This is a genomic window from Kocuria sp., from assembly GCF_030536815.1.
Lineage (GTDB): Bacteria > Actinomycetota > Actinomycetes > Actinomycetales > Micrococcaceae > Kocuria > Kocuria gwangalliensis.
This window is the reverse complement of the sequence record NZ_JAUNPE010000008.1, coordinates 1-13,661: the sequence shown is the minus strand read 5'-3', so window position 1 is coordinate 13,661 and position 13,661 is coordinate 1. Positions and strand designations below refer to the sequence as shown.

At 65.7% G+C, this 13,661-nt stretch carries 9 protein-coding genes; 4 read left to right on the top strand and 5 right to left on the bottom strand.

Annotation, left to right across the window (positions count from 1 at the left end):
- Window positions 1-189 precede the first annotated feature (189 nt).
- Window positions 190-3,183, bottom strand: a complete 2,994-nt coding sequence (locus Q4E95_RS01965) for a UPF0182 family protein (protein ID WP_303381702.1) — start codon at window positions 3,181-3,183, stop codon at window positions 190-192.
- 109 nt (window positions 3,184-3,292) lie between these two features.
- Window positions 3,293-4,378: a PDZ domain-containing protein gene (locus tag Q4E95_RS01960; RefSeq protein ID WP_303381701.1), complete on the bottom strand. Its 1,086-nt coding sequence runs from the start codon at window positions 4,376-4,378 to the stop codon at window positions 3,293-3,295.
- Window positions 4,379-4,649: 271 nt separating this feature from the next.
- Here Q4E95_RS01960 and Q4E95_RS01955 point away from each other — a divergent pair, with 271 nt between their 5' ends.
- Window positions 4,650-6,140, top strand: coding sequence for a zinc-dependent metalloprotease (locus Q4E95_RS01955; RefSeq protein ID WP_303381700.1), 1,491 nt, complete (start codon window positions 4,650-4,652; stop codon window positions 6,138-6,140).
- On the opposite strand, the gene Q4E95_RS01950 is transcribed toward Q4E95_RS01955, so the two are convergent.
- Complete coding sequence (locus Q4E95_RS01950) at window positions 6,137-6,742, bottom strand: M48 family metallopeptidase (protein ID WP_303381699.1); 606 nt, start codon at window positions 6,740-6,742, stop codon at window positions 6,137-6,139. The two genes, Q4E95_RS01955 and Q4E95_RS01950, sit on opposite strands and share 4 nt — an antisense overlap.
- A gap of 210 nt (window positions 6,743-6,952) precedes the next feature.
- Between Q4E95_RS01950 and Q4E95_RS01945 the strand changes: the two genes are divergently transcribed.
- Window positions 6,953-7,741, top strand: coding sequence for a hypothetical protein (locus Q4E95_RS01945; RefSeq protein ID WP_303381698.1), 789 nt, complete (start codon window positions 6,953-6,955; stop codon window positions 7,739-7,741).
- 10 nt (window positions 7,742-7,751) lie between these two features.
- On the opposite strand, the gene Q4E95_RS01940 is transcribed toward Q4E95_RS01945, so the two are convergent.
- The gene (locus tag Q4E95_RS01940) at window positions 7,752-8,759 is read right to left on the bottom strand and encodes a LacI family DNA-binding transcriptional regulator (RefSeq protein ID WP_303381697.1); all 1,008 of its coding nucleotides are present in this window, start codon (window positions 8,757-8,759) and stop codon (window positions 7,752-7,754) included.
- A 210-nt stretch (window positions 8,760-8,969) separates the two neighbouring features.
- Between Q4E95_RS01940 and Q4E95_RS01935 the strand changes: the two genes are divergently transcribed.
- Both Q4E95_RS01935 and Q4E95_RS01930 read left to right on the top strand, forming a co-directional pair.
- Window positions 8,970-10,448 (top strand): NAD(P)/FAD-dependent oxidoreductase, encoded by a 1,479-nt coding sequence (locus tag Q4E95_RS01935; RefSeq protein ID WP_303381696.1) that lies wholly within the window; start codon window positions 8,970-8,972, stop codon window positions 10,446-10,448.
- Window positions 10,445-12,136, top strand: a complete 1,692-nt coding sequence (locus tag Q4E95_RS01930; protein WP_303381695.1) for an SDR family NAD(P)-dependent oxidoreductase — start codon at window positions 10,445-10,447, stop codon at window positions 12,134-12,136. The genes Q4E95_RS01935 and Q4E95_RS01930 overlap by 4 nt, the downstream gene beginning before the upstream one ends.
- Before the next feature lie 47 nt (window positions 12,137-12,183).
- Here the strand turns inward: Q4E95_RS01930 and Q4E95_RS01925 are convergent.
- The coding region (locus Q4E95_RS01925; RefSeq protein WP_303381694.1) for an ATP-dependent helicase at window positions 12,184-13,661 on the bottom strand (1,478 nt) is incomplete at its 5' end.

Here is a 13,661-nt window from a genome sequence, read left to right as displayed (position 1 = left end):
TGAGCGCAAGCCGCTCCGGTGCAATTCGCTCCGGTGTCACGATGATACTCCCGCTGACCTGGGTAAGCGCCTCCCCGTCACGTCAGAGACCCGGTGCCGGTCCCACTGCCCGCGCCACGGCATGCGACGGGGCGCCCATCCGGTGGGATGAGCGCCCCGTCGCGGGACCCGGCCAGGCCCGGTGGTGTCTTACCCGGTCGCGCCGTCCTGCTCCAGTGCCTCGTCAATGGCCTGCTGCAGACGCTCCTGGGCCTCACCGTACTCGGCCCAGTTGCCGTCGCGGCGGGCCTGATCGGCTTCCTGCATGGCCGTGTTCGCGTTGTCGAGGGCCTCCTGCAGGGACGACGAACGGGGCGCCGGAGCCGATCCCGAAGGCGACGGTGACGGGCTCGCGGAGGCACCGTCCTGCTCGTTACCGCTCGCACCGCCTTCCGCACTGTCGCCCTGCGCCTCACGCGCCTCGGCCTCGCTGACACCCGCGCCGTTCGCGGTGGTGGCGCCGGAGTCGCCGCCGAAGACCTCGTCAAGAGCTTCTTCCAGCGTCGGGGCGAAGCCCACGTTCTCACCGAAGCCCACGAGCACACGCCGAAGCGTGGGGTACGCGGCGTCGCCGGAGGACTGCACGTAGACCGGCTGCACGTAGAGCATGCCGCCACCGGCGGGCAGGGTCAGCAGGTTGCCGTTAATGACCTCGGAGGCGCCCTGTCGCAGCAAGTTCAGTTCCGTGGACACATCGGTGTCGGAGTTGAACACGTTCTGCGCCTGACCCGGTCCCGGCACCACGGACGAACGCGGCAGTTCGAGTAACCGCAACTTGCCGTAGTCCTCGGATTTCACGCCGTTCTCACCCGTTCCGGCGTCCGCGTTGGCGGAGAGGTAGCCGTACATCACGTTGCGGGTGTTGCCCGTTTCGTTCTGCTGCGGAATGAAGGACGTGGTCAGGGAGAAGTTGGCCTTGTCCTCACCCGGCATGCGCATAGACAGGTAGTACGGAGGCTGCGCCACGTCGCGGTCCTGCTGGGTGGGGTCGTTGGGAACGGACCACACGTCGTCGTTGGCGTAGAAGCTGTTCGCATTGGTCACGTGGTAGCGGTTGAGTAGCTCACGCTGCACCTTGAACATGTCCTCGGGGTAGCGCACGTGGGCCATGAGGTCCGCGGACATCTCCGAGTACGGCTTGATGGTCTCGGGGAACACCTTCTGCCAGGACTTCAGGATCGGGTCCTGGTCATCCCAGGCGTACAGGTCCACGGAACCGTCATAGGCGTTCACGGTGGCCTTGACCGAGTTGCGAATGTAGTTCACGCGCTCCGGGGGCAGCGTGGCCGCGGCGCCCTGGGCCGTCTGGGTGTCCTGCGTGGCATCCTGCAGCACGGACGGCGTGGAATACGGATAGGAAGTAGCCGTGGTGTATGCATCCACGATCCACACGACCTTGTCATCCACGATGGCCGGGTACGGGTTGCCGTCCACCGTCAGGTACGGAGCTACCTTTTCCACCCGCTCCCGCGGGTTGCGGTCGTACAGGATCTGCGACTCGTCCCGCACGGCATCCGAAAGCAGCATGTCCGTGGACTGGAACTTGATCGAGTAAGCCAGACGGTTGAACCAGTTACCCACGCCGGGCCCACCGTTACCGGCGAACGTGGTCTTGGCGTCGCCGGCGTCGTCGTCGTTGGTCTGGGGACGGTCGAGTTCGAGCGGCACGTCGTCCTCGGAACCGCCCACGATGGAGTACTGCGGCGAGTCTTCACCGAAGTAGATCCGCGGTTCGTAGCTGTCCGAGATCTCGCCGGTGGAGGGGATGCCGGACTGCATGAACTCGGGCTTACCGTCCGCCTGGACCTGGGAACCGTACGCTGCCACCACACCGTAACCGTGGGTGTAAACCACAGCCTGGTTGTACCAGCCGTCGATCTGGTCCGGGTTGAGCTCGCGGGTGGAGATCACGGTGTCCTGCACTTCACCGTCGATCTCGTAGCGGTCCACGTTCAACATGTCCGGGAACTGGTAGTACGGGCGGAACTGCTGGAGCTGCGCAAATGCGGAGGACACCACGTTGGGATCCAGCAAACGAATGTTCGAGGTGGTCTCGGTGTCCTCACGCAACGCGCCCTGCTCGGTCTGGGTCGTGGCGTCGTAGGGGGTGACCTCGGTGTTGTCCAGGCCGTAGGCCTGCCGGGTCATGTTGATGTTGCGCTGGATGTATTCGTTTTCCAGCGCCTGCTCGGTGGGGGTCACCTGGAAACGTTGAACGGCCCACGGGTACAGGCCACCGGCCACCACGGCCACCACCACCAGCATGGCCGCACCGATCAGCGGGAGCCGCCAGCGGCCGATGAAACCGGCCACGACAAAGAGAATGGCCACCAACAGCGCTGCGATGGCCAAAATGCCCTTGGTGGGGATGACGGCTTCCACGTCCGTGTAGAGCGCGCCGGTCCACTTACCCGAGTTCGAGGTCAGGGTGGAGTAGCGATCCAGCCAGAAGTTCACGGCCTGCAGTGCGAGGAACGCCGCCGCGATCGAACCCAACTGGACCCGAGCGGCTCGCGTGGAGTCGATGCCGCGCTCGTGCAGGCGAATACCGCCATAGACGTAATGCATGAGTAAACCGGCCACACCGGCCAACAACAGCGCGGTGACCAAAAAGCCCAGAAGCAGTCGCAGGAACGGCAGGGTGAACACGTAGAAGCTCAGGTCCAGGTTGAACTGCGGATCGGTCTGACCGAACGGTTCCTGGTTGAAGAACAAAGCAACGGTCTGCCACTGGGTGGCAATGGTGGATGCGGCGAACAGGCCGAAGATCACCGGGACGGCGATCATGACGATCCTGCGCACGGGGTCCAGCGCTTGCTGGTACTTGCGCATGGTGTCCGTGGTCTGGGCGGCGTTCTGTTTGGGCCGGGACCTGTAGGCGAGCCACAGGCTCAGGAACATCAGTCCGGCCACGACCAGCGCCGAGATGATGAACAGGCTGATCACCGTGATGTTCTGTGTGACGAACACGCGCAGGTATCCGAGCTGGTCGTACCAGAGGATGTTGGTGTAAACCTGCGTGAAGCCCACGAAGGCGGCGATCAGAACGACCACCGCAATCACCGTGGGGATCAGTGCTCCGCGTTTTTGGCGGCCTCCCGAGGAGGTTCTGGATGGACGGGGGGCAGCAGATCCGGCGGTCACTGATTACCTCTGAGCTTCCTGCGCTGATGAACATGATCTGTTATTAGGTCAAGGTCAAGACTATTCTGCGGGGTGGTCAGTGCACGTGCAATGACACTCCCCGGGGGTGTCATCTGGTACCGCAACTGGGGAGGGCGGAGATATTGCCCGCGGCCGCTTGTTCCACGGCATTGACGGCTTCGCCGAGGTTCTCCACCTCGATCACGTCCAGGCCGTCCGGGACGTGATCGGTGACCTCGTTGCAGTTTCCGCTCGGCGCCAGGAAATAGCGGGCACCGGCGTCCGCGGCGCCCTGAAGTTTTTGCCTGATCCCTCCGATGGGACCGACCTCGCCCTGCGGGGTAATGGTTCCGGTGCCGGCCACGTGTTCGGAGCCCACCATGGATCCGGGGGTCAGCTCCTCGATCACACCGAGCGCGAACATCATGCCCGCACTCGGCCCACCGACCTGGTCAAGTTCGAAATCGACCGTGAGCGGGAACTCGTACTCGGGAATCAAATACACGCCCAGTTGCCACCTGCCCGTGTCCTGGCTGCGCGTGAGGTCCACGTGACGGGTCACGGTCTCATCGCCCCGCTTGACGGTCAGGTCCACGCCTTGGTCCCCCGCCTCGTCCAGACCGTCACGCAGCTGGTCCAGTTCCGTGATGTCTTCGGCGTTCATGGCGACGAGGGTGTCCCCCGGTTCCAGGACACCGTCAGCGGGTGTGTCGGGAATACTCGCGTGCACCTGCAGGGTGGTCTTGAACGGCTTGTCCAGGTAGTCCAGGGCCGCGGCGACCGAATCCTCCTGGGAGGTCTGCATGGCAGCAGCATTGGAGTCGTCCACCTCTTGTCCCGTAAGAGTGGGGTCGTACACGGTGTCCTGGGGCAGCACGGTGTCCGAGGGGTTCAACCAACCCATGAGCACGTTGACCGCGTTGACGTGCCCGGACGGCCCGCCCTTGACGTACACCGTGGTCAAGTCCAGGTTGCCCTCGCTCGGGTACGTCTGCGCACCGTCGATACGCACCAGTTCCCGGTCCTCGAACTGTCCCACCGTATTGAAGGTGGGACCGGAGGATTCAATGACGAAGGGCGCGGGGATCACCACACCGGCGATCAACAGGGCCGCGGTGCCCATGAGGCTCACCGATTCCAGGGATCGCTTCTTGCGCGATCGCGACCACCGCGTGGTGCCATCAGTGCTGCGCACGCGCGCTCCTCTCACCGTTGTCAGGACCGTCATAGCGTACGTGCCTCCCCTGGGAACCGGCCCCGCCGCTCCCCGGCCGGCACGCGACGGCGACGACGACGCTCGGCCGGGTGCGCGGCGTCGTCGGCGTCGGCGTCGGCGGGGCACCCAGCGGGGGTGAGCGGCCGTTCCGTGAGCTGGCAGCGAATTGTGGGGCCGCCCCGGTGGTACTCCCAGGGCCCTGCCGATAGGCTTAATCGAATCCTTTTTCCCCACCCGATTGGCGGTACCCATGAGTTCGAACCCTCCTCGTGACGAGAACGGCGACAACCCGAAGGATCCGTTCCAGGAGATGTTCGAACGTCTGCTCGGATCCCAGGGAATGTCGGGCGAGAACATGCCCGGTGGTATGCCCGTGAACCCGCAGGCGATGTCCATGATGTTCCAACAGATCCAGTCCATGATGAGCTCCGGTGGAACCGATGAGCCCGTGAACTGGGAGCTGGCGCGCAACCACGCCCGTCAGGTCGCCTCGCAAAAGGGCGATCCGTCGGTGACCGGTAAGCAGAAGGGCGCCGTGGACGACGCCATGAAACTTGCCGAACTGTGGCTCACGCCCAACACGGCCTTCGCCGAACCCAGCACCCTGCCCGCGGCCTGGTCACGGGCGGAGTGGATCGAGGCCACCGCGCAAACGTGGAAGGAAATGACCACGCCGGTGGCGGCGTCGGTGTCCAACGCGATGACCGAGGCCATGACCAAGCAGCTGCCTCCCGAGCTCTCCCAGGCCATGGGCGGCGCGGACCTGTCGGGGATGCTGTCCGGCGCGGGTTCCATGTTGTTCGGCATGCAGCTGGGTCAGGCAGTGGGCGCGTTGTCCTGCGAGGTCGTGTCCTCCACGGACGTGGGCCTACCGCTGGCCAAGGACCGCTCGGCACTGGTTCCCTCCAACATTGCCGAATTCAGCGAGGGCCTGGAGCTGCCCGCAACCGATGTGATGCTGTACCTGGGCATCCGCGAGGCCGCTCACGTGCGGTTGTTCCACGGTGCTCCGTGGCTGCGCGATCACGTATTGGGCCTGATCACCTCGTTCGCCGCGGGCATTCACATCGACATGGACCGCATTGAGACCATTGCGCAGGACCTGGATCCCATGGACCCGTCCGGCATCCAGGACGCCCTGTCGTCCGGGGTGTTCAGCCCGCAGATGACCCCCGAGCAGGAAGCCACCCTGGCACGCCTGGAAACCGTCCTGGCGCTGATCGAGGGTTGGGTCACGCGCGTCACCGTGGCCTCGACCGGCAACATCCCTTCCGCCGCGGCGCTGACCGAGATGATGTCCCGACGCCGCGCCGAGGGCGGCCCCGCCGAACGCACCTTCGGCTCGCTCGTCGGTCTGGAATTACGCCCGCGCCGGATGCGCGAGGCCGCCGCGTTCTGGGAGCACGTGGAGGGCAAGCGCGGCATCCAGGAACGAGACGGGCTCTGGGAATCTGCGGAACTGCTGCCCAGCAACGAAGACCTCGATGATCCCGAGGGTTTCGAACAGCGCCGTGGCCTGTTGACCGCCAGCGATGACGAAATGGACGCCGCGCTGGCCAAGTTGCTCTCCGGTGGTTACGAGGACTCCGAGGGCGGTCCCGCGGCCGGGGCCGAGGGCGCCGAGTCCGATGCTCCCGCCGGTTCCGACTCCTCCGATCCGAACGGGCCGGGTGGTTCCGAGGGTTCCGCTGACTCCGATGAAGACTCGCCGGAGGAGCCCGGAGACACCCCCAAGGCCTAATCAGTGGCTGCCGACCCCTCCCGCGGGTTGGTATCCGCCCACGCGACGCCGTCCAGGAACTGGGCGGCGTCGCGTGCTTTGGGGTGCCTGCGGGCCAGCGACCAGAATCGGTCGTTGTGCTGGGCCTCCAGCAAGTGCACCAATTCGTGGAGCACCACGGTTTCCAACACCCAGTCCGGCACGGCGGCCAGTCGAGTGGAAATCCTGATCACACCGGTGCTGGGAGTTGCCGACCCCCAGCGGGTGTTCTGCCGCGAAGACCATTTCACCTGGGTGGGCTGTGCCTGGCCGTTCAGGTACGTGGCCGATAATTCCTGGGCCATGTGCCACAGGGCCTCATCCGTTCCGCGCCGCCGTGCGTTCTGCCGGGCCCGATCCCGTTTGGCCACGATCTTGGGCACCAGGGTGGTTTTCCACTGTTCCACCTCGCGGCGGGTGGCCGATTGCGGGACGGCCAGGATCACCGTGTCTCCGCTGAAGTGGGCGCTGACCGTTTTTTTCCGGCGAGCGCTGCGTTGCACGAGCACCTCGGGCGAGTCGGAGGGCGGCTGCGGCTCGGGGTGTCGTGGCTGCGCGCTGCGGGGCGGCTGGAACGGGGACATGGTCCGTAGTTCACCACCTGAGGGGTGGTGCTGACCAATCACGGCAGACCCGCTCGAGGTCGCATTTCTCGCCCGGGTGTGCCGTGCTCACGCGAATCCGCGGGCCGTCAGGGTGCACTCGAACTGTGGATGACGGATTTTGTGCTGCGCCTTCCTCGGCTTCTTGACAGCCTGGGACAACCAACCGATCCTCGACCAGCGGAGCAACTCATGGCGCCCACACCCGACACGTCAACGTCTTTTTCGGTGGATCAGCGGCCCTCCGCGTCCGCCTCCCGGCCTGATGAGGTGCATGTGCTGTTCGCGGGTTTGGATCCCGTTGCCGCAACCACCGCCCTGCTCATGGCGGATGCCGGAGTGTGCCTGATCAATGTCACGGATCCAACTCTCGTGACGGTCCACGATGCAGCGGTGGGGCCCTATCCCTCCGCGCTCGCGGGTTCACCGCGGGAATACGCGCTGCGCAAGCTGCTTCGCGCTCGGTGGCCGCGCTGCGTTCCCTTGAGCGCGCCCGAGCTGTTTTGCTCATCGGTCATCCCCACGGCCGTCATGCTGCGCAGTGCGTGTGTGGCGGGGCCGCTCCCCCAGGACCTTTCCGTACCGGTCTTGGCAACGACACCGGACGCTCACCTGCCCACGATCACGGTCGTCACGGACGGGTCCGTGTCCCTGACCTGGCCCCTGACCCCCTGGTACCGCCGACCATGTCGGGAATGTCTGGAGGTGGCCGTCCGTGACGCCCGCAGGCTGCTGCGCAATCAGCCACTCCGAGATCATGAAGCGGTAGCCACCCCGCACTCCCCCGCCATCACCACGTTGACACGCGTCATTACCGCGTCCCACCTCGCGGTCGAACTGTTGGGCCGGGCCTTGGAATCCGAGGTCACCCCCCGAGACGATGTGGCCGTGGAAGCTCCGGGACGGCTCACGGTCCGCCACGGACTCCACCGGACCGCCTTGACACCCCGCGGGGACTGCCTGTGCACCCTGGACGGTTGACGCAGGTGGATCACACGGAACTGCGGTCCACGATCGACGCCCCACTCCTGCGGGGGATGGGCGGCGCGGGTGCACCACGCACGAGGGACGTTATGACATCCACGATGTAGCGGGCGGTGATGTCCGTGTCCAGCGCCACCATGGTCAGGGGCGGCTGGGCAAGCGCTGCGGCCGGGGAATCGCCGACGCCCACAACGGCCAGGTCACTCGGCGCAGTCAACCCCAGCACTCGCATGCCCGACAGTACCGCCAGCGCTGCGGTGGAATCGTGGGCGCACACACCTGACGCCGCTGGATTCCGCCCCCGCCATGCTTGCAAGGACTCGGCGGCCCCGTGGGGATCAGCGGGAACGTGGAGCACGGCCGGCTCGGGCAGCTGCAGTGACGCGCACTCGCGCCGCAGAACCTCGTATCGCCACTGGGCGGCACCATGCATGTGATCCCCGCCGGTGACCGCGTACACCAGGTGCCGGTGGCCTGCTCGCGTGAGCCGTTCGACCTGCAGTCGAACAATCTCCTCCTCGCGAGGGCCCGTGATCCACCGACCCATGGCATCAGAGCCTGTCCAGGAGACCACGCCGAGCACGCCGTTGCGACGCATGAGCTCGGCGTCGTCATCCCGCAGGTCCCACGCCAGGACTGCGGCGGGCGTCACCGAGGACCATACCTGGGCCGCGGGTCTCCGCGTCCACGCGTGGATCACCATGGACAGACCGACGTGGGCGAACAAGACCGAGAGTCGCTCAATCATGTCCCCGATGTCCTCCGACAGAGCACGCGCCGGGGGAAGATACAGCAGCACCGAACTGGAATGCCCGCGGCTCAGGGACCGCGCCTCCGCCGACGGCGCGTACGACAATTGCTGTGCGGCGTCCAGGACCCTGCGGCGAGTGAGGGGCGAGATGGACTGGTGCGGGGTGTCATTGAGCACAAAGCTGACGGTGGTTCGAGACACCCCGGCCAACCGCGCGACGTCGGCACTCGTGGCTCGACGCGGTGGGTCGTTGCGTCCGTGCATGCCGCGGTATCCCCTTTCAATTCGATCTCCACATGCTAATCAACGCTCGGCGCCGCCAGGCCCGTCGCCCCGTAAATGTGACCTGTTACACTGTGACATCGATCTACTAACACGTGTTAGTAACCACCTTCTCCCCCCACCGAACGCGGCGAATCCGAACGATCAGGCCCCGTGTGGAGCGGTGACACCACCAGAGCGTCGAAAGGCACCATGGAAACGCACACTGTTGATGTGATTATTATCGGCGCCGGTATTTCGGGAATCGGGGCCGCACGGGAACTCGCGGGCACCGCCCACACGGTGGCCATTCTCGAGGCACGGGATGCTTTGGGTGGAACATGGGACCTGTTCCGCTACCCCGGAATCCGGTCGGATTCGGACATGGCTACTTTCGGGTACCGCAGCCGTCCGTGGACGGAGGATCGGAGTTTGGCCACCGGCGAGACCATTTTGACCTACGTCCGCACGGCCGCCGATGAGGCCGGGGTGACGCAGAACATCCGCTTCGGTCAACGGGCGCAACGCGCCGAGTGGTCCTCCGACGCATGCACGTGGACCGTCACCTACCAGAACGAGCACACGGGCGAGGTGTCCCAGATGACCGGGCGGTGGCTCTTCATGGCCACCGGGTACTACCGCTACGACCAGGGCTTCACCCCGGACTGGCCCAGCCTCGGAGACTTCCAGGGCCGGGTGGTTCACCCGCAGCTCTGGCCGGACAACCTAGAAGTGGCGGATCGGCGGGTGGTTGTGATCGGAAGCGGAGCCACGGCCGTGACACTCGTGCCCGCCCTGGCGGAGCTGGGCGCCCGCGTGAGCATGGTGCAACGATCCCCCTCGTACGTGGCCTCCGTGCCCGGCCGGGACGAGACCGGTATGACAGTGCGCAAGTGGCTGCCCCCTCGTGTGGCCGGGGAAGTCAACCGGTGGCGCAACATCATGCGGGGCATGATGATCTATGAATACAGCCGACGCCGCCCCCGGGCCATGAGGGAATTGCTGCACAAGGGTGTGGCCAGACATTTGGGCCCTACCTTCCCCGTGGCCGAACATTTCACCCCCGATTACGATCCCTGGGACCAGCGCTTGTGTGCGGCACCGGACGGAGACTTCTTCGAGGCCATCCGCTGCGGGCAGGCCGAGGTTGTGACCGACACCATCGAGCGGTTCACCCCCGACGGCATCATGTTGGGCACGGGGCGCCATCTGCCGGCGGACGTGATCGTGACGGCCACGGGACTGAATGTGCAGTTCTTCGGCACCATGGACCTCGTGGTGGACGGTGAAACGATAGATCCCGCTACCCGCGTGAGCTACCGAGGCATGATGCTCGACGGTGTACCCAACCTGGCCTTCTCCATCGGGTACACGAACTCGTCCTGGACCCTGCGCGTGGACCTGGTGACGAGGTACTTCCGCCGTGTCCTGGACCGTGCGAAGCGGCAGGGCGCTCGGATGGTCACACCTCGTTATTCCGGCTCCAGGTCTGAGCTGCGTCCCCTCCTTGACCTCGCTTCGGGCTACGTTCGACGCGGCGCCCATTTGATGCCCCGCCAAGGCCGCCGCGGCGCGTGGCTCGTCCGACAGAATTATCTCCGGGACTGTGTGTTGTTCCGCCCGGGCACCGAACTGGACAGCCAGCTCGACTACGCGATGACATCCGATGCCGCAGCGGAGGTGAACTCATGACCACCGATACGTGGAACGGTCTCCGGTACCGCGTCACCGGTCGGGGCAGACCAGTGCTCCTTATCCACGGCATTGGTCGTAGCCTCTCGGACTGGGACGACCAGCATGAGCGGCTGAGTGATTTTTATCAGGTGTGGAGCGTGGATCTCCCCGGATTCGGGGCTTCCCAACCACCACCCCACGGGATGCGGCTAGAGCATCTGGCCCACCTGATGGCAGATTTCATTCGCGGCATGGACATCGGCCCCGTCCATCTGGGTGGAAACAGTCTTGGGGGCGCAGTGGCAATGCAGTTGACGGCGGACCATCCCGGGCTCGTGTCCAGTCTGTTGCTGGCGAATTCGGCGGGCTTCGGCCGGGGGGTGAGCCCCGTTCTCCGGTTGGCAAGTATCCCCGGAGTGGGCGAACGACTACTGCGGCCCAGCCGCAAGGGGTCTCAACGGTCCGAACACGCCATGTATCACGACCCGCGTTTCGCCACGCCCGCCCGCGTGCAGCGTGGTTTCGACCTGGCACAGCGTCCGGGAGGCACAGAAGCCTTTCTCGACATGCTGCGTTCGCTCGGCTCCGTCGCCGGGGTCAAGAGTGGGTGGCGGCGAGCGCTCACGCCCCGTGTCCGTGCCACCGGTATCCCCACGTTCATCGTGTGGGGCGACAAAGACGCCGTCCTGCCCTTCCGGCATCTCAAGCGCGGGGCCCGGATGCTGCGCGCAGCCACTCACCGGTTCCCGAACACGGGTCACGGTCCGCAGATCGAACAAGCCGATGAATTCGCTCGCCTGGCCCGGAAGTTCTGGGACGGCGTCGATCAAGGAGACAGCATGTCCTTCAGCCCCGAGAGCAAGAAACCCCGGGGTCTCCAGCCCTTCCAGTTCGGTGTTGGAAGCGCGGTCATCACGGGCGCGGCCAGTGGCATTGGACGCGCAACCGCCATGAACCTTGCCGAGCGCGGCAATGATCTTGCGCTCGTGGACCGGGACAAGACCGGTCTCGATGCCGTCAAGGCGGAACTCACCCGCCAACACCCGGGCTTGGTCATCACTACCCACGAGGTGGACCTGGCGCAGCCCGTTGACTTCGATGGTCTGGCGGCGGCCGTGGCCGCGGAGCACCATCGGTTGAGTCTGCTGATCAATAACGCGGGCGTGGCCCTGAACGGAACAGTGGATGAGATCTCGATGGCGGACCTCGACTGGGTGCTTGCCATCAATCTGCGGGCACCCATAGCCATGACCAAGTCGTTCCTGCCCTACCTGCAACGGGAACACGGCGCACACATCGTCAACGTCTCCAGCTTGTACGGTCTGGTGGCACCGGCGGGGCAGAGCGCATACGCGGCCAGTAAGTTCGGCATCCGTGGCTTCACCCTGGCCCTGCAGTCCGAACTGATTCCTCGGGGCATCGGCGTGAGCGTGGTGCACCCCGGTGGGATCGCCACGAACATCGCCCGCAACTCGCGCACCGGCTCCCTCCTGGGCAACGAGGAAGCGCAACGTCGGCGTGCTCAGTTTGCGCGTTTCCTCACCATGCCCCCGGAGCGTGCCGCAGCGCAGATTGTGGACGCTGTGGCGCAACGGAGGGAACGTGTGGTCATCACACGGAAGGCGGTTCTGGTGGACGTGATCTCACGAGTGATGCCCGTCAATCATCGGCATTATCTGGCGCGTCAACTCCACAAGACCCGGTAATCGATCGCGGCCCCGGAGCTCGGCTGATCACGCCCCGGTCTTCGCGCTCATCCGACGCGGCGAGCCCGACGCTGGGCGGCGTTCGAGGACCCCGCGGGCAAGATCGCGTCCAGGAACCGTGAGCGTGATCGGGTCGGCCGGCCCCCAGGTGTCCGAGACAGGGACCATGACAGCACGAGGTGCTCGCGGGCGCGGGTGATGCCCACGTAGAACAGCCGGCGTTCTTCGTCCACGCCGTCCGCCGTCTCCGCGAAGGAGATGGGCATGAGCCCCTCGGACAGCCCCGCGAGAAACACCGCATCCCACTCCAGGCCCTTGGCGGAGTGCATCGAGGCCAGTGTCACGCCGTCCATCACCGGTGCCTCCTGAGCCTTGGCCCGCCGTTCCAACTCGTCCGAGAACTGCTGAAGGGTGAACTCCTCGTCCTCGTCCGAGGCACGATGGGCCATGGAGTCCGCCAGGGACACCAACGCGGACAGCGACTCCCACCGGGCACGAGTCGCACTGTCCGAGCGGGGCGCGCGGGCCGAATAACCCAGGGAACTGAGCATGTCCCTGACCTGCTGCGGGACCTGGACGGGAGCATCCCCCAGTGTTTTGGCCGCGGACCGGATCTGCACGAGTGACTGCCGGATCTCGGGGCGGTTGAAGAACCGTTCGGTGCCGCGCAGTTGAAAGCCGATGTTCACATCGGCGAGCGCGGCCTCGAAGGCCTGGGATTGCCCGTTGGTGCGGAACAGGACGGCGATCTCCCGGGCGGGAACGCCGTCGTCAATGAGGTCCTGGATGCGCGTGGCGACCCCGGCGGCCTCGGCCTCGTCGTCCGGGTATTCGTTCCAGGACGGCTCGGGACCGGCCGGGCGCTGGGAGATCAGCTGGAGCGGCGTGGCCCAGGTTCCGGGGGTGGACCCGGCAGCGGGTCGGCGCGCGGCGAGCAACTGGTTGGCCGTGTTGACCACCTGGGGAGTCGAGCGGTAGTCGCGGATCAATTCCACCACGCGCGCATTCGGATGACGGGACGGGAATTCGAGTAAGTGCCGGGAGGTCGCGCCGGTGAACGAGTAAATCGTCTGCGAGGCATCCCCCACCACGCAGAGGTCGTCCCGCTGCCCGAGCCACGCATCGAGCAACCGTTGCTGCAGCGGCGAAACATCCTGGTACTCATCCACCACGAACTGGCGGTACTGGGAGTGGACGGCGGCGGCGATCCGCTCGTCCTCCTCCAGGATGCCCACGGTGATGAGCAACACGTCCTCGAAGTCGATCAGGTGGCGATCCGCCTTGAGATCCTCGTAGGACTGGTAGAGCCGCTGCATGGTGCGTACGTCGTAACCCATGGGCATGCTGCGCTTCTCGGCCGCGGCGGCGTAGGTGTCCGGGGTGAGCATGGAGACCTTGGCCCACTCCACCTCTCCCGCAACGTCGCGCACGGTGGCCCGGTCGGTGGTCAGGCGCATGGCCTGGGCCGCTTCGGTCAACAACCGGGCCTTGTGATTGACCAGACCGGGCGGGGGCCCGCCCACGG

Coding starts and splice junctions, on each gene's coding strand:
- Q4E95_RS01955 (WP_303381700.1), top strand. CDS start 4,650: ATGAGTTCGAACCCTCCTCGTGACGAGAACGGCGACAACCCGAAGGAT.
- Q4E95_RS01950 (WP_303381699.1), bottom strand. CDS start 6,742: ATGTCCCCGTTCCAGCCGCCCCGCAGCGCGCAGCCACGACACCCCGAG.
- Q4E95_RS01945 (WP_303381698.1), top strand. CDS start 6,953: ATGGCGCCCACACCCGACACGTCAACGTCTTTTTCGGTGGATCAGCGG.
- Q4E95_RS01940 (WP_303381697.1), bottom strand. CDS start 8,759: ATGCACGGACGCAACGACCCACCGCGTCGAGCCACGAGTGCCGACGTC.
- Q4E95_RS01935 (WP_303381696.1), top strand. CDS start 8,970: ATGGAAACGCACACTGTTGATGTGATTATTATCGGCGCCGGTATTTCG.
- Q4E95_RS01930 (WP_303381695.1), top strand. CDS start 10,445: ATGACCACCGATACGTGGAACGGTCTCCGGTACCGCGTCACCGGTCGG.